Origin of the sequence: Chromobacterium rhizoryzae, from assembly GCF_020544465.1 — a bacterium.
Classification (GTDB): domain Bacteria; phylum Pseudomonadota; class Gammaproteobacteria; order Burkholderiales; family Chromobacteriaceae; genus Chromobacterium.
On the sequence record NZ_CP066126.1, the window covers coordinates 3,386,176 to 3,403,414 of the forward strand.

General features: G+C 66.3%; 18 protein-coding genes. 8 read left to right on the forward strand and 10 right to left on the reverse strand.

Annotation, left to right across the window (positions count from 1 at the left end):
• Positions 1 to 76 precede the first annotated feature (76 nt).
• Positions 77 to 580 (reverse strand): DUF2938 domain-containing protein, encoded by a 504-nt coding sequence (locus tag JC616_RS15150; RefSeq protein WP_227104013.1) that lies wholly within the window; start codon positions 578 to 580, stop codon positions 77 to 79.
• A 121-nt stretch (positions 581 to 701) separates the two neighbouring features.
• On the opposite strand from JC616_RS15150, the gene JC616_RS15155 reads away from it, so the two are divergent.
• From JC616_RS15155 to JC616_RS15165, 3 genes are all read left to right on the forward strand, one after another.
• The gene (locus JC616_RS15155) at positions 702 to 1,409 is read left to right on the forward strand and encodes an ArsR/SmtB family transcription factor (RefSeq protein WP_227104014.1); all 708 of its coding nucleotides are present in this window, start codon (positions 702 to 704) and stop codon (positions 1,407 to 1,409) included.
• A 44-nt stretch (positions 1,410 to 1,453) separates the two neighbouring features.
• Entirely contained in the window at positions 1,454 to 2,992 is a 1,539-nt protein-coding gene (gene rlmD, locus JC616_RS15160) for a 23S rRNA (uracil(1939)-C(5))-methyltransferase RlmD (RefSeq protein WP_227104016.1), read from the forward strand.
• A 257-nt stretch (positions 2,993 to 3,249) separates the two neighbouring features.
• Positions 3,250 to 4,434, forward strand: coding sequence for a NupC/NupG family nucleoside CNT transporter (locus JC616_RS15165; protein WP_107799742.1), 1,185 nt, complete (start codon positions 3,250 to 3,252; stop codon positions 4,432 to 4,434).
• A 58-nt stretch (positions 4,435 to 4,492) separates the two neighbouring features.
• Here JC616_RS15165 and JC616_RS15170 read toward each other — a convergent pair whose 3' ends face one another.
• From JC616_RS15170 to JC616_RS15185, 4 genes are all read right to left on the reverse strand, one after another.
• A complete protein-coding gene (locus JC616_RS15170; RefSeq protein ID WP_227104018.1) occupies positions 4,493 to 4,792 on the reverse strand; it encodes a putative quinol monooxygenase in 300 nt (99 codons plus the stop codon).
• 358 nt (positions 4,793 to 5,150) lie between these two features.
• The gene (locus tag JC616_RS15175; RefSeq protein ID WP_227104020.1) at positions 5,151 to 6,368 is read right to left on the reverse strand and encodes a 6-phosphofructokinase; all 1,218 of its coding nucleotides are present in this window, start codon (positions 6,366 to 6,368) and stop codon (positions 5,151 to 5,153) included.
• A gap of 182 nt (positions 6,369 to 6,550) precedes the next feature.
• The gene (gene dkgB / locus JC616_RS15180; protein ID WP_227104022.1) at positions 6,551 to 7,351 is read right to left on the reverse strand and encodes a 2,5-didehydrogluconate reductase DkgB; all 801 of its coding nucleotides are present in this window, start codon (positions 7,349 to 7,351) and stop codon (positions 6,551 to 6,553) included.
• 63 nt (positions 7,352 to 7,414) lie between these two features.
• Positions 7,415 to 8,608, reverse strand: coding sequence for an MFS transporter (locus JC616_RS15185; protein WP_227104024.1), 1,194 nt, complete (start codon positions 8,606 to 8,608; stop codon positions 7,415 to 7,417).
• A gap of 129 nt (positions 8,609 to 8,737) precedes the next feature.
• Here JC616_RS15185 and JC616_RS15190 point away from each other — a divergent pair, with 129 nt between their 5' ends.
• A complete protein-coding gene (locus tag JC616_RS15190) occupies positions 8,738 to 9,673 on the forward strand; it encodes a LysR family transcriptional regulator (RefSeq protein WP_227104026.1) in 936 nt (311 codons plus the stop codon).
• Between the two features lie 79 nt (positions 9,674 to 9,752).
• On the forward strand, positions 9,753 to 10,514 hold the full coding sequence (locus JC616_RS15195; RefSeq protein ID WP_227104028.1) for an alpha/beta fold hydrolase: 762 nt from the start codon (positions 9,753 to 9,755) through the stop codon (positions 10,512 to 10,514).
• Positions 10,515 to 10,556: 42 nt separating this feature from the next.
• Here JC616_RS15195 and JC616_RS15200 read toward each other — a convergent pair whose 3' ends face one another.
• A complete protein-coding gene (locus tag JC616_RS15200) occupies positions 10,557 to 11,066 on the reverse strand; it encodes a GNAT family N-acetyltransferase (protein WP_227104030.1) in 510 nt (169 codons plus the stop codon).
• Positions 11,067 to 11,186: 120 nt separating this feature from the next.
• Here JC616_RS15200 and JC616_RS15205 point away from each other — a divergent pair, with 120 nt between their 5' ends.
• A complete protein-coding gene (locus JC616_RS15205) occupies positions 11,187 to 11,987 on the forward strand; it encodes a substrate-binding periplasmic protein (protein ID WP_227104032.1) in 801 nt (266 codons plus the stop codon).
• Positions 11,988 to 11,998: 11 nt separating this feature from the next.
• On the opposite strand, the gene JC616_RS15210 is transcribed toward JC616_RS15205, so the two are convergent.
• From JC616_RS15210 to JC616_RS15225, 4 genes are all read right to left on the reverse strand, one after another.
• Positions 11,999 to 12,751 (reverse strand): LytR/AlgR family response regulator transcription factor, encoded by a 753-nt coding sequence (locus JC616_RS15210; protein WP_227104034.1) that lies wholly within the window; start codon positions 12,749 to 12,751, stop codon positions 11,999 to 12,001.
• Positions 12,752 to 12,780: 29 nt separating this feature from the next.
• Positions 12,781 to 13,686: a sensor histidine kinase gene (locus JC616_RS15215; protein WP_107799751.1), complete on the reverse strand. Its 906-nt coding sequence runs from the start codon at positions 13,684 to 13,686 to the stop codon at positions 12,781 to 12,783.
• On the reverse strand, positions 13,679 to 13,981 hold the full coding sequence (locus JC616_RS15220; protein ID WP_227104036.1) for a hypothetical protein: 303 nt from the start codon (positions 13,979 to 13,981) through the stop codon (positions 13,679 to 13,681). Before JC616_RS15220 ends, JC616_RS15215 begins: the two co-directional genes overlap by 8 nt.
• A gap of 153 nt (positions 13,982 to 14,134) precedes the next feature.
• Positions 14,135 to 15,850, reverse strand: a complete 1,716-nt coding sequence (locus JC616_RS15225) for an ABC-F family ATP-binding cassette domain-containing protein (RefSeq protein WP_227104037.1) — start codon at positions 15,848 to 15,850, stop codon at positions 14,135 to 14,137.
• Between the two features lie 370 nt (positions 15,851 to 16,220).
• Here JC616_RS15225 and JC616_RS15230 point away from each other — a divergent pair, with 370 nt between their 5' ends.
• Positions 16,221 to 16,805 carry a HutD/Ves family protein gene (locus JC616_RS15230; protein ID WP_107799754.1) on the forward strand — a complete coding sequence of 195 codons (585 nt, stop codon included), beginning with the start codon at positions 16,221 to 16,223 and terminating at the stop codon, positions 16,803 to 16,805.
• Positions 16,806 to 16,873: 68 nt separating this feature from the next.
• A complete protein-coding gene (locus JC616_RS15235) occupies positions 16,874 to 17,233 on the forward strand; it encodes a VOC family protein (protein ID WP_107799755.1) in 360 nt (119 codons plus the stop codon).
• The last annotated feature ends 6 nt before the right edge of the window (positions 17,234 to 17,239 follow it).

Genomic DNA, 17,239 nt, shown 5'->3' on the forward strand with positions numbered 1-17,239 from the left:
GACTATTACCAAGCCCCTGCCGCCTCCGGGCCGTCGCTAATATTGTCGGTTTTACGCCAGCATAGCCGGCTTGAGCTCAAAACGCAGGCCAATGCGCCAAAACCCAGGCCGCCGCGTACAGGCCCAGGCCGAAACTGGCGTGCGCCGCCAGGCTGCGCCGGCGCGACAGCCATGGCCGCGGTGTTTTCGACGCGAAGAAACCCGCGCCCATCGCCGGCTGCATCAGCAGGAAAGGCGCCGCCGCGCTGGCGAGGCCGAACAAGAGCGCGGGCCCCGGCGTCGGCGCGCGCCACCAAAGCTCGCCGCACGCGGCCAGCAACAACAGCGCGAAGACGACGCCAATCAAATAATGCGCCAGCCAGCCCAGCGCCCGCTCGCCGCGCGCCGGCTCGGCGCGGGCGATGCTTGCGTGGCGGAAGCGGCCGCGCCGCCAATGCGCCATCCAGCGCCCCACCAGCGCGTAATCCAGCGACGGCGTGCCAAAGCTTCGCCGCAGCCAGTACGCCCACGCGTCCATCACCGCCGTGGCGCCTACGCCCACCAGCGCGCCGCGCGCCAACCATTCCGTCACCGCATCCATGCCCTCTCCCCATCAACCATTCAATGCCCACGCCGCGCCCGACGCGACGCCGGCGCTGACAAACGCCAGCCAATAGACTATCATTAAATAGATTGATTGAATGATATTTTGAAGGCCGTCCATGACCAGCACTCTCCCGCCCGCTCCGGAACGCTTCGCCGACCTGGCCGACCTGGCCCGCACGCTGAGCCACGCCCACCGACTGTTGCTGCTGGAACACATCGCCCAAAGCGAGCGCCCGGTTGAGCGGCTGGCCGAGCTGGCCGGCCTGTCCATCGCCAACGCCTCGCAACACCTGCAACACCTGAAGCGCGCCGGACTGGTCCTATCGCGCCGCGACGGCAAGCGCGTGATGTACCGGCTGGGCGACGGCCCCATTCTGTCCGTGCTGGACGCGCTGCGCCGTCAGGCCGAGCACCGCCGCGCCGCCGTCCGCGCGCTGCTGGACGACGCCGCCGCCCGGCCCGAGACGCTGGACGGCGTCACGCTGGACGAGCTGCTGCGCCGCTTGGGCGACGGCGACCTCATCCTGCTGGATGTGCGGCCGGCGGACGAGTACGCCGCCGGCCATCTGCCCGGCGCGCTCAACCTGCCGCCGGAGCGGTTGGAACACGGCCTGGAACAGCTCAGCGCCGGCGCCGAAATCATCGCCTATTGCCGCGGCCCCTTCTGCATGCTGTCCACCCAGGCGGTGGCCGCCTTGCGCGCCCGCGGCCTGAACGCCAGGCGGCTGGACAGCGGCTTCCCGCAATGGAAAGCGGCCGGGCTGGAGGTCGAAACCGGCGCGCCGGCCGGCGCGGACAAAAAACCCCTGCGCGTTGCCGGATAATTTGAGAAAATCGCCGCTTTCCGTTTGATTTTCCAAGCAACACCATGACGCACAAACAGACTATCGCCCAGGTCGAGTCGCTGGACCACGAAGGCCGGGGAGTCGCCCACGTCGATGGCAAGACCATCTTCATCGACGGCGCGCTGCCTTATGAAACCGTGGTCTACAGCGCCTATCGCAAAAAGTCTTCCTACGAGAACGCCAACACCAGCCAGGTGCTGAAGGAAAGCTTTCTGCGCACACAGCCGCGCTGTCCGCATTACGGCACCTGCGGCGGCTGTTCGATGCAGCATGTGGAGTTCTCCGCCCAAGTGGCGGTCAAGCAAAGGGTGCTGGAAGACAATCTGGCCCGCATCGGCCGGGTCAAGCCGCAACAGGTACTGACGCCCATCGCCGGCCCGGCCTGGCACTACCGCCACCGCGCGCGGATGTCGGCGCGGCTGGTGGAGAAAAAGGGCGGCGTGCTGGTGGGCTTCCACGAGAAGCGCTCCACCTACATCACCGACATGAGCGAATGCCACATCCTGCCGCGTCATATCTCGGACCTGATCGTGCCGCTGCGCGAGATGATCTACAAGCTGTCGATCAACAACCGCATGCCCCAGGTGGAGCTGGCGGTGGGCGACAAGGTGGACATCCTGGTGTTCCGCAATATGGAAGCCATCAACGACGCCGACCACGCGCTGCTGCGCGCCTTCTCCGACGCCCACGGCAGCAAGGAGCGGCCCTTGCAGATGTGGCTGCAGCCCAAGGGCCCGGACACCTGTTATCCGGTCTACCCGCTGGACGCGCCCAAGCTGACTTACAGCCTGCCGGAATACCGCGTGGAGATGCCCTACTACCCCACCGAGTTCACCCAGGTGAACCCCGAGATCAACGCGGTCATGGTGGCGCGCGCGCTGAAATTCCTGGACCCGCGGCCGGGCGAGCGCATCGCCGACATGTTCTGCGGCATCGGCAACTTCACCCTGCCCATCGCCCGGTCCGGCGCCGAGGTGCACGGCATGGAAGGCAGCCAGCCCCTGGTCAAGCGCGCGGTGGAAAACGCCACCCACAACGGCCTGCAGGACAAGGTCAGCTATGAGATGGCCAATCTGTTCGAAGTCACCGAGGAGTCCTTCGCCGCGCTCGGCCGCTTCGACAAGATGCTGGTGGACCCGCCGCGCGACGGCGCGGTGCAGCTGCTGAAGGCCATCACCGAGGACACCGCGCCCAAACGCATCGTCTACGTGTCCTGTAATCCGGCCACGCTGGCGCGCGACGCCAATGTGCTGGTGCACACCAAGGGCTACACGCTGAAGGCGGCCGGCATCATCAATATGTTCCCGCACACCGCCCACGTGGAGTCCGTGGCCTGGTTCGAAAAAACCGGCCCGTGCAAGAGCCGCAGCGAAATCGCCGCGATCGAAGCCGCCGAGGAAGCCGAACGCGAGGCGGTGAAAGCGGCGCAGCGCGCCGAGGCGGCGGCGGAAGCCGCCAAGAAGGAGCAGGAGCTGGCTGAAAAGGCCGCGGCCAAGCAGGCCCGCCGCGATTATTATTTCGCCGAACAAGCCCGCCGCGAAGCGGAACAGCAAGCGCAATAGTCCCGCATGCGACAAGCCTCCGGCCATGGCCGGGGGCTTTATTTTTGAGCCGGCCGCACAGCTTGTTTGATCAAACCGGCTGGTTTGCGACAGCGGATAAGCGCACAGTGGCGGGCGAATGCGTTTTACATGGAAGCGGCAATCGCTTCATGTCAAAATTCGCCGTTCGCCAATCAACAACACAAGCACACACACAGCGGGCGCGCCCGCCAACATCGCCGCTCCTGCCTGAAGGACGGCCCATCAAGGCAATAGATATGCACATACTTCAATTCGTCTTCGGACTGCTGGTTGTCTTCCTGCTGACCCAAGTGGTGGCGCGCGACCGCAAGAACATCAAGATCCGCTACGTGCTGCAACTGATCGTGGTGGAGATGGCGCTGGCCTACTTCCTGCTGCACTCCAGCTACGGCCTGACCCTGGTGGGCGGCGTGGCCGGCGTGTTCGATAAATTGATGAGCTACGCCGGCGAAGGCACCAACTTCGTGTTCGGCGGCCTGCTCAATCAGGGCGAGTTCAGCTTCTTCCTCAAGGTGCTGATGCCCATCGTCTACATCTCGGTGCTGATCGGCATCCTGCAGCACATCCGCGTGCTGCCCTGGGTGATACGCGGCATCGGCTGGGTGCTGGCCAAGATCAGCGGCATGGGCAAGATCGAGTCCTTCAACGCCGTCGGCTCCATGATCGTGGGCCAGTCCGAGAACTTCATCGCCTACAAGAACATCATCGGCAGCTTCTCGGAAAAGCGCATGTACACGCTGGCCGCCACCGCCATGTCCACGGTGTCCATGTCCATCGTCGGCTCCTATATGCAGATCATCCAGCCGCGTTTCGTGGTCACCGCGCTGATTCTCAATCTGTTCAGCACCTTCGTCATCCTGTCGCTGATCAACCCCTACGACGCCAGCCGCGACGACGATGAACTGATCAGCGCCGAAGCCGCCCACCGCATGTCCTTCTTCGAAATGCTGGGCGACTACATCATGGCCGGCTTCAAGATCGCCGTGATCGTCGGCGCGATGCTGATCGGCTTCATCGCGCTGATCACCACCGTCAACCACCTCTTCGACGCCGTCTTCGGCGTGAACTTCCAGTATGTGCTGGGCTATGTGTTCTATCCCTTCGCCTGGTTGATGGGCATTCCGGCCGCCGACATCATGCCGGCCAGCAGCATCATGGCCACCAAATTGGTGACCAATGAGTTCGTGGCGATGATGGAATTGAAAAAGCTCACCGCCCAGCTGTCGGAATACACCATAGGCGTGATCTCCATCTTCCTGGTGTCCTTCGCCAACTTCAGCTCCATCGGCATCATCGCCGGCGCGGTCAAGGGCCTGGACGAGGAGCGCGGCAATATGGTGTCCCGCTTCGGCCTGAAGCTGGTGTACGGTTCCACCCTGGTCAGCATTCTGTCGGCGCTGATCGGCGGCCTGGTGCTCTAAACCGGCCCCTCCTCCGCCAACAGGCCCGGTCTATGCCGGGCCTGTTTCATTTCCCGCCTCAAGCCACCTTGTCGAGGAAAATCAGCTTGATCGGCTCAGCCAGCAATTCATCGAAGCGCTTTTCGAAGGCCCGGAAGTAAGGCGCGGCCAAATGCTCGTCCAGCGCGGCGCGGCTGACGAAGGCTTCCCGCATGTAAAAGCTGCCCGGCTCGTCCGTGAGTTCGAACAAGGTGTAATCGAGGTTGCCCGCCTCGCGGCGAGTGGGCTCGACCAAGGCGGTCAAGGCCTCGCGCAAGGCGTCGCGCTGGCCGGGCTTGGCCTTGAGCACGGCGATGCTGGTCAGGGGTAATGTCGTCATGATGCGGTTCTCCGTTCTTAGAGCCTGTTCAAAGTCTGCTGCGCTTCGGCGATACGGCGTTGAAACCGAGCTCAAAATGCTCATGTACCGCTTGTACATTCCGCTTTCTCGCTCGTTTTCGCCTTGTCTCGCTCTGGCTCGCAAGACTTTGAACAGGCTCTTGGGATGATGATGCGGCGGCGGCGCGCTGGCCTACGCCTCAAACCGTCAGTATGAAGACGCCGCGCAAGGCCAAACAGACCGGCCGCGCGCAGACTCTTTCAATCCGGGTTTGAAAACGCCGCGCCACGCGCCACCCGGCGCCGGGCAATAAAAAAACCCGGCGCAAGCCGGGTTTTCCATCCAGTGCTTCCCGCCCTCACACCTTGGGCCAGGCGATGGGCCGATAATCCGGCAATCCATCCTTGAACGGCGGAATCCGCTCGCCCTCCATCAAGGGCCGCACATAATCGAGGAAGGCCGGCGTGACGCTGAAGCCGTCGGCGCCGATGAACTCCGGCGGCAGCCGCTTCTCCTGATCGCCCACCACCGCCAACGGCACCTCCACCACGTCCCAGCAATAGGGATGGTTCTGGATGCGCTTGATGCCGGCCATCACGCCGCTCTTGCCGGCCAACAGCCACTCCACCGCCCGCTCGCCCATGATGTAGGCCTGACGCACATCCATGCTGGAACCCAGATGACCGCCGGCGCGTTGCAGATAATCCACCTGCGCCACGTGCGCGGAAATGCCGCGCTCGCGCAGCAGCAGCTGGGCGATCCAGTGGCCGGCGCCGCCCAGTTGCTCATGGCCGTAGACTTCGGATTTCTTGGCCTCGGCGACGAAGCGGCCGTCGGCGTCGGTAATGCCCTCCGCCACCGCGATCGCGCACTGGCCGAAGCGCGCCAGCCTGTCGTCCACCGCGGCGAGGAAACGCTCGGCGTCGAAAGCCACTTCCGGCAGCAGCAGCAAATGCGGCGCTTCGCGCTCATTGCGCGCCGCCGCGGCGCAGGCCGCCGCCAGCCAGCCGGTATGGCGGCCCATGGTTTCCATGATGAAGACCCGGCCCCAGCCCATGCTGGTCATGTCCAGGCCCACCTCGCGCATCGCGCTGGCCAGGAATTTGGCGGAGGAGCCGTAGCCGGGGCTGTTGTCGGTGCCCACCAGATCGTTGTCTATGGTCTTGGGAACGCCCACCACCTTGAGCGGATAGCCCATGTGGCGCTCGAACTCCGCCAGACGCTCGGCGCAGCCCAGCGAACCGTTGCCGCCGTTGACCAGCAGATAATGGATGTCGTGCCGGGCCAACACTTCGCGCAGCCGCCGCCAGTCGTCGCCGGCCTCGGCGAAGCTCCCTATCATGCGCCGGCTGACGCCGAAGCTGCCGCCGGGCATGAAGGCCAGTTGGGCGATGGCCTCGTCCGATACCGCGTCGGTATTGCACAAGCGGTCCTCCAGCAGGCCGGCCAGACCGTCGAAAGCGCCGTACATCGACAGGCCGCGCTGGCGCGCGGTTTCTATCGCGCCCTGCGCGGAAGCGTTCAACACCGCAGTCGGACCGCCCGACTGCAAATATACGGCACGGGGTTTGGACATCATCGCCACCTGGAGAAATGGAGAATCAAACGGCGCGGCGCGCGGCCGGGCCGGGAATACCACAAACATACCACTGGCCGGAAAGCCGCCTCAAGCCGGACGGCGGCGCCATTCCCCATTTCCTTGACCGGCGGCAAATCCGCGCGCAAGTTGCCGCCGCGCTACAGGCGGCCTTGGCCCTCCTAATCCCAGCGCGGGCTGAACTCCGGATCTGCCAGCCGCTCGCCGCGCTCCAGGCCGGCGATGGCGTCCATATCGGCCTTGCTCAAACTCAGCGTCTCCGCCTGCAGATTGGCGGCCAGATTGGCGCGCCGGGTGGACGATGGAATCACGGCCAGCCCCTGGCGCAACAACCAGGCCAAGGCCAGCTGCGCCGGGCTGGCCCGATGCCGCGCGGCGATTTCGCGCAATAGCGGCTCGTCCATCACCTTGCCGTAAGCCAGCGGCATATAGGCGGTGACCGGCACCCCCTGCTCTCGGCAAAAATCCAGCAGCTTGCGGTTTTGCAGGAAAGGATGCACTTCCACCTGCTGGCTGGCGATCTCCCCCGGCCCCACCGCGGCCAGCGCCCGGCGCAGATGGGCGATGGTGAAATTGGACACGCCTATCCGCCGCGTCAGCCCTTGCTGCTTGGCCAGGGCCAGCGCTTCCATATATTCCGCCACCGGCAGCGCGTCGCCGGGCGACGGCCAGTGGATCAGAGTCATGTCCACCTGCTCCACGCCCAGCAAGTCCAGGCTGCGGCGCAGGCTGTCCGCCAGCCGCTCGCGCCCCAGGTTCTCGGTCCAGATCTTGGTGGTCAGAAACACTTGCTCGCGCGGCAAGCCGCTCTGGCGCAGCGCCTGCCCCACCTCGGCCTCGTTGCCGTAGATCTGCGCAGTGTCGATGTGGCGGTAGCCCAGCTCCAGCCCGGTCAATACCGAATCCACCACTTGTTGCCCTTCCAGGCGGAAGGTGCCCAAACCTATTTTTGGCATATCCATGATGAAACGTCCTTTCAATTGCGCGCCCTGCGGCGCTTTATTTCCATTGTCCTGCTCCGGCGGTCAAGCCGCCTGCGAACACATTGCCGGCGTCCGCGCCGCGCGGCGGTCCAGCGCGCCGGACCAAGTGGTCAGGGCCAAGGCGGCCAACACCACCAGCGCGCCTATCCACGGCGTGGCCAGCAGGCCCAGCTCCGCCACCACCCAGCCGCCGGCCCAGGCGCCGCCGGCGATGCCCACATTGAAGGCGGCGATGTTCAGGCCGGAAGCCACGTTCACCGCCTGCGGCGCGTCGCGTTCCGCCTGCCGCACCACATAGAGCTGCAGGCCGGCCACATTGCCGAAAGCCACCGCGCCCCAGGCCAGCACCGTGACCAGCACCCACGCCGGCGACGGCGCGGTGAAGCTCAGCGCCAGCAGCACCAGCGCCAGCAAGGCGAAGATGATCTGCAAGGCGCGCACCGGCCCCTTGCGGTCCGCCAGCCGGCCGCCCCAGATATTGCCCGCCGCCACCGACACGCCGTACACCAGCATCACCAGCCCCACCCGCGACGGCGCGAAACCGCTGACCTGCTCCAGAATGGGCGCCAGATAGGTGAAGGCGATGAAAGAACCGCCGTAGCCCAAGGCCGTCATCGCGTACACCAGCAACAGCCGCGGCCGTTTCAGCACCGCCAGCTGCGCGGCCAGCGAGGCCGGCGGCGGTTGGGGAATGTCCTTGGGCACCAGCAGCAGGCTGCCGATGAAGGCCAGCACCCCCAGCATGGACACCGCCAGAAAAGTGGCTTGCCAACCCAGGGTCTGGCCGATGAAGGTGCCCAGCGGCACCCCGCTCACCAGCGCCACCGTCAGGCCGCTGAACATCAGCGCGATGGCGCTGGCCGCCTTGTCCTTGCTCACCAGGCCGGTGGCGATGGTGGAGCCGATGGAAAAGAACACCCCGTGCGCCAGGCCGGTCAGCACCCGCGCCGCCATCAGCGCCTGGTAGCCCGGCGCCTGCCAGGCCACCAGATTCCCCAGGGTGAACAAAGCCATCAGCCCCAGCAGCAAGGGCTTGCGCGGCACGCGGCCGGTCAGCGCGGTCAACAGCGGCGCGCCCACCGCCACGCCCAAGGCGTAAAGACTGACCAATAGGCCGGCGGACGGCAGCGACACTCCCAGGCTGGAAGCGATGGTGGGAATCAGGCCCACGATGACGAATTCGGTGGTGCCAATGGCGAAGGCGCTCAAGGTCAGCGCCCATAAGGCAAGCGGCATGGTGTTCTCCCAAAGAAAAGCCGAGTCGGGCCCGCCGCGGCGGGCAAACGAATAAGGCCGCATTCTCCACGCTTGCCAGCCGCGGAAAAATCCGCTTCACTGACAAAAACTTTTGCTCAGGAATCAACAATGCTACCCATGGAAGCGCTGATTGCATTTGTCTCAGTCATAGACGCCGGCTCCTTCTCCGCCGCCGCGGAGCGTCTGGGCCAGACCCCGTCCGGCATCAGCCGCAGCGTCAGCCGGCTGGAAAAACAGTTGGGCGTGGCGCTGATCACCCGCACCACCCGCCGGCTGGACCTGACCGCGGAAGGCCGCTGGCTGCTGGAACGCGCGCGCCGCATTCTGGCCGAGCTGCATGACACCGAGGCTCAGTTGGCCGCCAGCCTGGCCCAGCCCAGCGGCCTGCTGCGCGTCAACGCCGCCACCCCCATCCTCACCCGGCTGATCGCGCCGCTGGCCGCCGGCTTTCTGGAACGCTACCCGCAGGTGCGCCTGGAGTTGACGGGCGCGGAAGGCATCGTCGATCTGATAGAAGAGCGGGCCGACGTCGCCATTCGCGTCGGCATGGGCGCGCTGGCGGACTCCAGCCTCAGCGCCCGCCGCCTGGGCGACAGCCGCATCCGCCTGGTGGCCTCGCCGGACTATCTGAGCCGCCGCGGCGCGCCGGACAGCGCCGATGCGCTGGCGCGGCACCGGCTGTTGGGCTTCACCGCGCCGGACACCCTCAATCAATGGCCGCTGCGCCACCGCGGCGGCAACGGGCTGGCCATTCAGCCCGCGCTGACCGCCTCCAGCGGCGAAACCCTGTTGCACCTGGCCTTGCACGGCGCCGGCATCGCCTGCCTCAACGACCTGCTCACCGCCGAAGATCTGCAAAGCGGCCGCTTGTTGCCGGTGCTGGACGCCGTCAGCCTGCCGTGGAGCCAGACTATCTGGGCGGTGTTCTACAAACAGGGCGCGCTGGCGCCGCGCGTCGGCGCCTGGGTGGATTATCTGGCCGCGGAGCTGGGCCAGAGGCTGGGACAGCCGACGACGATGGAAAAAAATCCGCGTCCTTCATGAAGTTCAGGAACTGAATTAATTTTTCACTTACAAAAACAATAAGATAGATCCATTACGGCGGCCTCCGCCCGCTTGCGCCATGACCACCCTGCCCCCCAAACTCATCGTCGCCATCGACGGCGTCGCCATGGAGTACATCGCCGTCGGCGCCGCCGCGCCGCCCATCGTGCTGATCAACGACGCTGGCACGCCGATGGAGGGCTGGTACAAAGTGCTGCCGGCGCTGGAAACGCTCAGCGGCGTGTTCGCCTACAACCGCTGCGGCATAGGCAACAGCGGCAACGCCCGCGAGGCGCAGACCGGCGCCGCGATGATGGAAACCCTGCGCGCGCTGTTGTTCAAGGCGGACCTAGCCCCGCCCTATGTGCTGGTGGCCCACGCCTTGGGCGGCCTGATCGCCAATCTGTTCGCCCGCAGCTACGCCGGCGAAGTGGCCGCCGTGGTGCTGCTGGACGCCGCCGTGCCGGAGGACATCAGCGCGCTGGATGCGCGGCAAGGCCGGCTGGGCCAGTTGCTGCGCCGGGCGCTGGACCTGGCTCAGGATCGGGACACCCTGAACGAGACCGGCCACCTGCGCCGTAGCGCGGAACAGATCGCTGAAGCGCCGCCCTTCCCCGACATCCCTCTGTTTGTGATCAGCGGCGGCGCGCCGGGCTTGTCCTGGCTCACCTCCAAGGCGGTGCTGGACGCGCGCGCCGAGGGCCAGCGCCGGTTGGCGGCGCTGTCGCCGCGAGGCCGCCACGTCATCGCCGCCCGCAGCGGCCATTTTCCGCAATTCTCGGAACCGGAACGGGTCGTCTCCGCGGTGCGCGACGCGCTGACGGCTATCGCCTCTAGCTAAACGCCCGTCCCATGATGGCGTTGGCCAACAAGCTCCGACGCCTCACAAGCGCTTGAAGTAATAGGCGGTGGGGTGCAGGCGTCCGTCCGGACGGGCGGCGTAATCCGGGATCTCCCCGCTCTTGCTCCAGCCCAGTTTGCGGTAGACGTCCTCCGCGCCGGAACCGGCCTCGGTGTCCAGCACCAGCAGGCGAATGCCCTGTTTGTGTGCATGATCCTCCAGCGTCGCCATCAATTGGCGCGCCACGCCGCGGCCGCGGCGGGCGGAATGCACCAAGAGCTTCTGCACCTCGGCGCGGTGGCGGCCGTTGCCGCGCTGGCAAGGCGCCAGTTGCACGCAGCCCAGCAGTTCCTCGCCCTCTTCCGCCAGCCATAATTGCAGGCCGGCGCCCAGCAGCGCGTCCACCTGCGCCCAGTAAGCGGCGGCCTCGGCCTCAGGCAAGGGCGCGAGGAAGCCCACCGACGCGCCGCCGGTCACGCAGTCGGCCAATAAGGCGCTCAGGCGCGAGTAATCCCGGGCCGCCAGCGCCGGCGTCATTCTGATCGTGCTCATCTTTTTTCCCCCTTGAACGCCGCGCGCGGACCGCGGCCACAAGCCGGGACAAGCAGTTTTCATGCCGGAGCGCGGCGCGGCAAACCTGCTAGTCTGGAACAAACCCTATCGGACGCTGCCATGGTTTGGTCCCCGATGCGCCTGGCGCTGATCTGCTGCGCCGTTCTCGCCCCGCCCTGCCTCGCCGCCGCGCCGCCGCCGGCGCGGGAGGTGGTGCTGGCCAGCGGGGAGTGGCCGCCCTATCTATCCGCCAAGCTGCCGCAGCAGGGCTATGCCTCCCACATTGTCAGCGAAGCCTTCCGCCTGGCCGGGATCACCGTGCGCTACCGGCATTTCCCCTGGGCCCGGGCCGAGGCCATGGTGCGCGGCGGCGAAATCGCGGGATCGGTGGTGTGGTCGATCACGCCGGAGCGCGAGCGATTCGCGCTGTTCAGCCTGCCGGTGGTGGTGGATGAGGAGGTGGCGTTTCACTTGGCCAAACGCCCGCTTTCTCCGACGGAGATGCCGGAGTTGTACGGCTTGCGCATGGCCACGCCCAACGGTTCCAAACTGGGGGTATGGGGCGAGGCGGTGCGCGCCGGCCATATTCGCAACGACAGCACTCAGGACATAGAAAGCGGCATGCGGCAGTTGCTGGCGGAGCGCATCGATTTTTTCCCCCTGGTCAAATCGGTGGGGCAATCCTTGCTGCGCCGGCGCTTCACGCCGGAGCAGCGCGCCGCCATCGTCTACGCGCCCAAGGTGTGGGAACGCAACGAGTACCGCCTGATGCTGAGCCGGGCGCAGCCGCAAAGCCAGTGGCTGCTGGACCGCTTCAACGAAGGCCTGGTCCGGCTTAAAAACAGCGCCCAATACCGGCGGATGGAGCGGGATTTCGAGGATGGGGCTTACGATCAGCCGGTCTCTACGGCAAAACCTTGAAGCCTCCCGGCTTACATGCGCTGAAAGAGATGGGCATAGCTGCGGCTGACTTCCAGCGGTTCCGGATAGCCGCGCAATTGCAGCATGAGGCCGCGCTGGCCGTCGTCGCGCTTGATCTGTTCGATGGCGTCCACCCGCACCAGGGTGGAGCGGTGGATCTGCCAGAATTCGTCCGGGTCCAGCGCCTGCAACAGCTCTTTGATCGGCATGCGGATCAAGGCTTCGCAGCCGACGGTCTGCACCCGGGTGTATTTTTCGTCGGATTGAAAAAACAGCACTTCGCCGGTGCTGATCATGCGCAGGCTATTGCCCACCGAGGCCTTGATCCAGCGCAGATAGTCCGGCCGCGCCAGTTGACGGCTCAGCTGCTGCAAGGAGGCCTGCCAGTGCGTCGGCAGCGCCAACTGCCGCTGCTCCCAGCGCTGGCGCGTGCGCAACAGCCGCTCGTCCTCCACCGGCTTGAGCAGATAATCCACCGCGCCTTCTTCAAAGGCCTTGATCGCGTATTGGTCGTAAGCGGTGACGAACACCACCGGGCACAGGCCGTCTATCTCCATCGCCGCGGCGATGCCGTTCTGCACCGGCATGGTGATGTCCAGAAAAGCCAGGTCCGGCCTATGCTCTCGAACCAACTCCACCGCCTCCGCGCCGTCGCGGGCCTCGGCCACTATCCTCAACTCCGGCCACACCCGTTGCAGGGCCATGCGCAGTTGCTCGCGCATCAGGCGCTCGTCGTCGGCGATCACCGCGCTCAATTTGCTCATTAACGCTGTCCTCTTTACAAGCGGGCCGCTCACACCAAGGCGAACGGCAGGCCTATGGTGGCGCGGGTGCCGCCTGTCGGCAACACCTCCAGCAACAGCTGCGCGCGCTCGCCGTGCAACATGGCCAGACGCTCGCGGATATTGCTCAGGCCCAGGCCCTGCCCCGGCTGCTCCGGGAAGCCGACGCCGCTGTCGCTGACCGCCACCCTAAGCTCGCCGGCCAGCACCTTGGCGTCGATGAGGATCTCGCCGCCTTCGGCCTTGGGCTCCAGGCCGTGTTTGATCGCGTTCTCCACCAGGGTTTGCAGCATCATCACCGGAAAGCGCGCGTCCAGCAGCGACTCCGGCACCTCCAGCCGCACCCGCAGCCGGTCTTCCATCCGCAGCTGCATGATGTCCAGATAGGCGCGCGACAATTCCAGCTGCTGGCCCAGGCTGGTTTCCGCCGGGGACTCCCGCCACTCCGGCAGCGAGGAGCGCAGATAGCGGATCAGCGCCTTTTGCATCAGCAAGGCGCGCTCCGGCGCGGTTTCCATCAACTGGCACACCGAGGACAGGGTGTTGAACAGGAAGTGCGGCTCGATCTGCGCCTGCAGCGCCCCCATCCGCGCTTCCGCCAGCTGGCGTTGCAGCGCCTCCACCTCGGCCAGCTCCTCCGCCTGCCGGCTGCGCACCACCGCCGCGTCGGCGCGCTGCTCCGCCCGGCGCTTGCCTCTGGCCACGATCTTGACGATGCAGACGGTCACGCCCAGGAAGAAGGCCAGCGCGGGAATCCCGATGATGCCGCCCAGGATCAGGCCCAGAAAGCAGATCAGCAGCAGCCGTCCCCAGCCGACGGCGGCCAGCCAGTCGAAAAACAGCCACCAGTAGATGGAAGCCTTGTGGCTGACGAGTTCAATGCCCGCCAGCGCCTCCGCATGTTTTTGCCTATCCATGATACGCCCCCCGGTCTTGCTTCATTTCTTCCTCGGTCCCCTGCGTCAGCGCCGCCGGCCTCGACGGCTTCCGCGCGACGCAGGCCTTGACCAGGAAGGACATCAGTATCAAAAAAACCACGGCGCCGCTCAAGGCCAGCACGCCGCTCAAAATCAAGGCCAGCAGCGAGACCAAGGCCAGCCGCCCCCAGCCGAGGCCGGCCAGCCAGTCTACATAAAGCCGCCAGTAAATGGCGATTTTGTGCTTGACGCCGTTCAGTCCGTCCAGGGCTTCCGCGTGTTTTTCCCGATCCATGTTCAGCTCCTTGCAATGCGTTGTGGTTGACGCTGCTCACTGTAGCCAGCGCCAAACGCGGCCGACAGCGGCTTGCGACGAAACGCGCAAGGCGATGGATGAAGCGGCGAAACACGCGACGAACGGGCGGCGTTTTTAACGCCGCCCTTCGCGTTACAAGCCCAGCTCCCGTTCCAGCGCCCCCATCTCCCGCCGCCATTCACGCTGCAATTGCGGCTTCTGATGCTTGGGCTTGCGCGCCAGATCCGCGCTCAGCAAGGCCTCCAGTTGATACAGGCGCTCCAGCTGCCGCTCCGCGCCCTTGGGAACGGACGCGTCGCCGGACGCCGTCGGCTGATCGGCCACGGCCGCGACGGCCTGCGGAGTGAACAGCTGGGCGTAGGCGCCGGCGGCGTCCGGCCACTCGCGCAGCCGGCCCTCGCTGACCACCCAGAAGCGGTTGCACGATTGTTCGATCAACTCGCGGTCGTGCGACACCAGCAGGAAGCCGCCGGCAAAGTCCGCCAGCGCCTCCGCCAGTTCCCGCTTGCCGTCCAGATCCAGGTGGTTGGTCGGCTCGTCCAGCCACAGCAGATGGTAGCTGGCCAGCGACAGCGCCAGGAACAGCAGCCGCGCGCGCTCTCCGCCGCTGAGAGTGGCCACGGTCTGTCCGTGGCGCGCATAGGCGAAACCGGCGGAAATCAGCGCCTGCCGCCGCTCCGCCTCGCTCAGCGGCGCGAAGGGGTACAGCGCGTCCGACAGCGCGGCCGCGTCGTCCAGCCGGCGCAGCGACTGATCGTAATACGCGACGCGCGCCGCCGGGTGCGGCCGCCAGCCCGCGCCGGCCTCGCCTTGCAGCCAGTCCTGCCAGCACTGGCGCAACAAGGAGGACTTGCCCGCGCCGTTGGCGCCCAGCAAGGCCACTTTGTCGCCGCTGCGCAGGCTCAGCTCGTCGGCCTCGAACAAGGCCGGCAAGCCGGGCGCGGCGCTCACCTGCAAGCCCTCGAAAGCCTGCAAGCGGTCCGCCGCCAGCGCTTGGCCTTGCAGCCGCAAGCGCCACGGACTGCCGCGGCTGACGAAGGCTTGCTCCTCCTTCAGCCGGTCCACCCGCTTCTGCATGGACTTGGCCTTGCGCACCAGCTTTTCGTTGTCGTGCTCGCGGCCCCAGATCGCCAGCCGCTTGCTGCTGGCGTTCAGACGGTCTATCTCCTTCTGCTCGCCGGCGCGGCGCGCGCGCGCGGCGTCGTCCGCCTCCGCCAGCGCGGCCCGCGCCTGGCTGCACGGCAGCTCGAAGCGGTACAGGCGCTGGTCCCGCAGAATCCAGCTGTGCGAAGTCACCGCGTCCAATAGCCGCGCGTCGTGGGACACCAGGATGAAGCCGCCCTGCCAGCGGCGCAGAAAGTCTTCCAGCCACAGCAGCGACGGCAGGTCCAGATGGTTGCTGGGCTCGTCCAGCAGCAGCAGATTGGGCTGGCGCAGCACCGCGCGCCCCAGCAGCAGCCGGGTGTGCTGGCCGCCGCTGAGACTGGCCGCCGGGGTGTCGGCCGCGGCCGACAATTCCAGTTCGTCCAGCAGGCTGTCCACCCGCCAGTGCTGCTCCGGCTGGCGGTCCACCGCCTCCAGCAGCGCCGAGCGCGCGCTTAAGCCCGCCAGCCTCGCCGGCAGGTGTTGCTCTACGTATTGCAGCCGGCACAGGCCGGCGTATTGCACCGCGCCTGCATTGGCTTCGCGCTGGCCGGCCAGCACGTCCAGCAAGCTGCTCTTGCCGCAGCCGTTATGGCCCAGCAGGCCGATGCGGTCGCCCAGTTTTACGGTAAAGGAAAGGTCCTGGAACAGCGGGCCGTGGCCGGCGTCCAGTTGCAGGGATTGCGCGGAAATCAGGGTTGTCATGCTCTTGCTCTCGTTTTTTCGGGACGTGGCAGTCCCTGTCAACAGGAGCGCTGGCGACAACATGGGAGTCGGGAAAGACTCGGCGAGTGAAACTCGAAGTGAAGAGTGGCTTTGCTCCGACCCGGTTATCGCAGCGCGATGGAACTCGGGCAAGAGCCGGCAAATGCGCTAAACAAGCGAACCGACATTTCTGGGCGCGCAAATTGAAGCATATTTACCTCCTTTCTTTTTTATTCAAGGTGATGGAAACCCGAAGTGTAAACCAAGCGCGGCCGCCTATTCCAGTCCCGCCCGCGTCCGGCGACGCCGGCGGCGCGCTCCTGCTAGACTGGAGCGCCCTTCCCACCCCGCAATCACTCAAAGGCCCGCCATGACGCTCATCCGCCTGCAAGACTGCCCGCCCAGCCCGTGGAAAAACGGCGGCGGCAGCACCCGGCAATTGCTGATCTCCCCGGCCGGGGCCGGCCTGGACGATTTCGACTACCGCGTCAGCCTGGCCAGCGTGGCCAGCGACGGGCCGTTCTCGCGCTTCGACGGCGTGGACCGGCAGTTGCTGATCCTGCAAGGCGCGGGGCTGGAGTTGGAATTGGACGGCCGCGGCCGTCTGCGGCTGACGCCGGGCGGCGAGCCGCTGGCCTTCGCCGGCGAAACCCCGGCGCAAAGCCGGCTGCTGGACGGCCCGCTGACCGATTTCAACGTGATGACGCGGCGCGGCCGCTACCGCTCGCGCTTGGACAGGCTGACGCTGGACGGCGCGCTGGAATTACGCGCCGACGCCGAGCTGACCCTGCTGCTGGCGCTGGAGGACGGCGCGCGGCTGTGGCATGACGGCCGGCCGCAGCCGCTGGCGGCCTGGGACGCCGCCGTCGCCCGGCGCGGCGAAACGCTGCGGCTGCAAGCCGCGCGACCGCTGTCGCTGTGGCAAGTGGAACTGGAAGCCGTCGATCCGGCCTGATCCGGCCTATAATCGTTTAGGCCGTTGAAATAGGCCAAAAGGCTTTTTCACCACAAAAGGAGATTCCCATGGCATCACCTGTTTCCTATATCGAGATCGGCGCCGGAGACGCGGCCCCTGTCGGCGCCTTCTTCGCCGAACTGTTCGGCTGGAGCTTCCATCCGATGGGCACGGACGGCGGCGGCTGGTTTCAGGCCGGATCGATTAAAGCCGGCCTGCACGGGGGGGATGCCGCGCCCCGGATCGATCTCTTCTTCCAGGTGCCGGACCTCACGGCCGCCGTGGAGCGCGTGCGGGCCTTGGGCGGCCAAATCGACGGCGGCATCGCGGAGGAGCCGGGCTTCGGCAAATTCGCTCAATGCCATGCGCCCGGCGGCCTGAGCTTTGGCTTGCATCAGCCCGAAGCCGCCGCGTCCGCGTCGACATAAGCAAAG

Excerpts from the sequence above, each read along its gene's own strand:
- JC616_RS15225 (WP_227104037.1), bottom strand. The coding sequence starts at position 15,850 with ATGACAACCCTGATTTCCGCGCAATCCCTGCAACTGGACGCCGGCCAC.
- JC616_RS15175 (WP_227104020.1), bottom strand. The coding sequence starts at position 6,368 with ATGTCCAAACCCCGTGCCGTATATTTGCAGTCGGGCGGTCCGACTGCG.
- JC616_RS15150 (WP_227104013.1), bottom strand. The coding sequence starts at position 580 with ATGGATGCGGTGACGGAATGGTTGGCGCGCGGCGCGCTGGTGGGCGTA.
- JC616_RS15215 (WP_107799751.1), bottom strand. The coding sequence starts at position 13,686 with ATGGATAGGCAAAAACATGCGGAGGCGCTGGCGGGCATTGAACTCGTC.
- JC616_RS15155 (WP_227104014.1), top strand. The coding sequence starts at position 702 with ATGACCAGCACTCTCCCGCCCGCTCCGGAACGCTTCGCCGACCTGGCC.
- JC616_RS15235 (WP_107799755.1), top strand. The coding sequence starts at position 16,874 with ATGGCATCACCTGTTTCCTATATCGAGATCGGCGCCGGAGACGCGGCC.
- JC616_RS15200 (WP_227104030.1), bottom strand. The coding sequence starts at position 11,066 with ATGAGCACGATCAGAATGACGCCGGCGCTGGCGGCCCGGGATTACTCG.
- dkgB (WP_227104022.1), bottom strand. The coding sequence starts at position 7,351 with ATGGATATGCCAAAAATAGGTTTGGGCACCTTCCGCCTGGAAGGGCAA.
- JC616_RS15195 (WP_227104028.1), top strand. The coding sequence starts at position 9,753 with ATGACCACCCTGCCCCCCAAACTCATCGTCGCCATCGACGGCGTCGCC.
- JC616_RS15230 (WP_107799754.1), top strand. The coding sequence starts at position 16,221 with ATGACGCTCATCCGCCTGCAAGACTGCCCGCCCAGCCCGTGGAAAAAC.
- JC616_RS15205 (WP_227104032.1), top strand. The coding sequence starts at position 11,187 with ATGGTTTGGTCCCCGATGCGCCTGGCGCTGATCTGCTGCGCCGTTCTC.
- JC616_RS15170 (WP_227104018.1), bottom strand. The coding sequence starts at position 4,792 with ATGACGACATTACCCCTGACCAGCATCGCCGTGCTCAAGGCCAAGCCC.
- JC616_RS15165 (WP_107799742.1), top strand. The coding sequence starts at position 3,250 with ATGCACATACTTCAATTCGTCTTCGGACTGCTGGTTGTCTTCCTGCTG.
- JC616_RS15190 (WP_227104026.1), top strand. The coding sequence starts at position 8,738 with ATGCTACCCATGGAAGCGCTGATTGCATTTGTCTCAGTCATAGACGCC.
- JC616_RS15185 (WP_227104024.1), bottom strand. The coding sequence starts at position 8,608 with ATGCCGCTTGCCTTATGGGCGCTGACCTTGAGCGCCTTCGCCATTGGC.
- rlmD (WP_227104016.1), top strand. The coding sequence starts at position 1,454 with ATGACGCACAAACAGACTATCGCCCAGGTCGAGTCGCTGGACCACGAA.
- JC616_RS15220 (WP_227104036.1), bottom strand. The coding sequence starts at position 13,981 with ATGGATCGGGAAAAACACGCGGAAGCCCTGGACGGACTGAACGGCGTC.
- JC616_RS15210 (WP_227104034.1), bottom strand. The coding sequence starts at position 12,751 with ATGAGCAAATTGAGCGCGGTGATCGCCGACGACGAGCGCCTGATGCGC.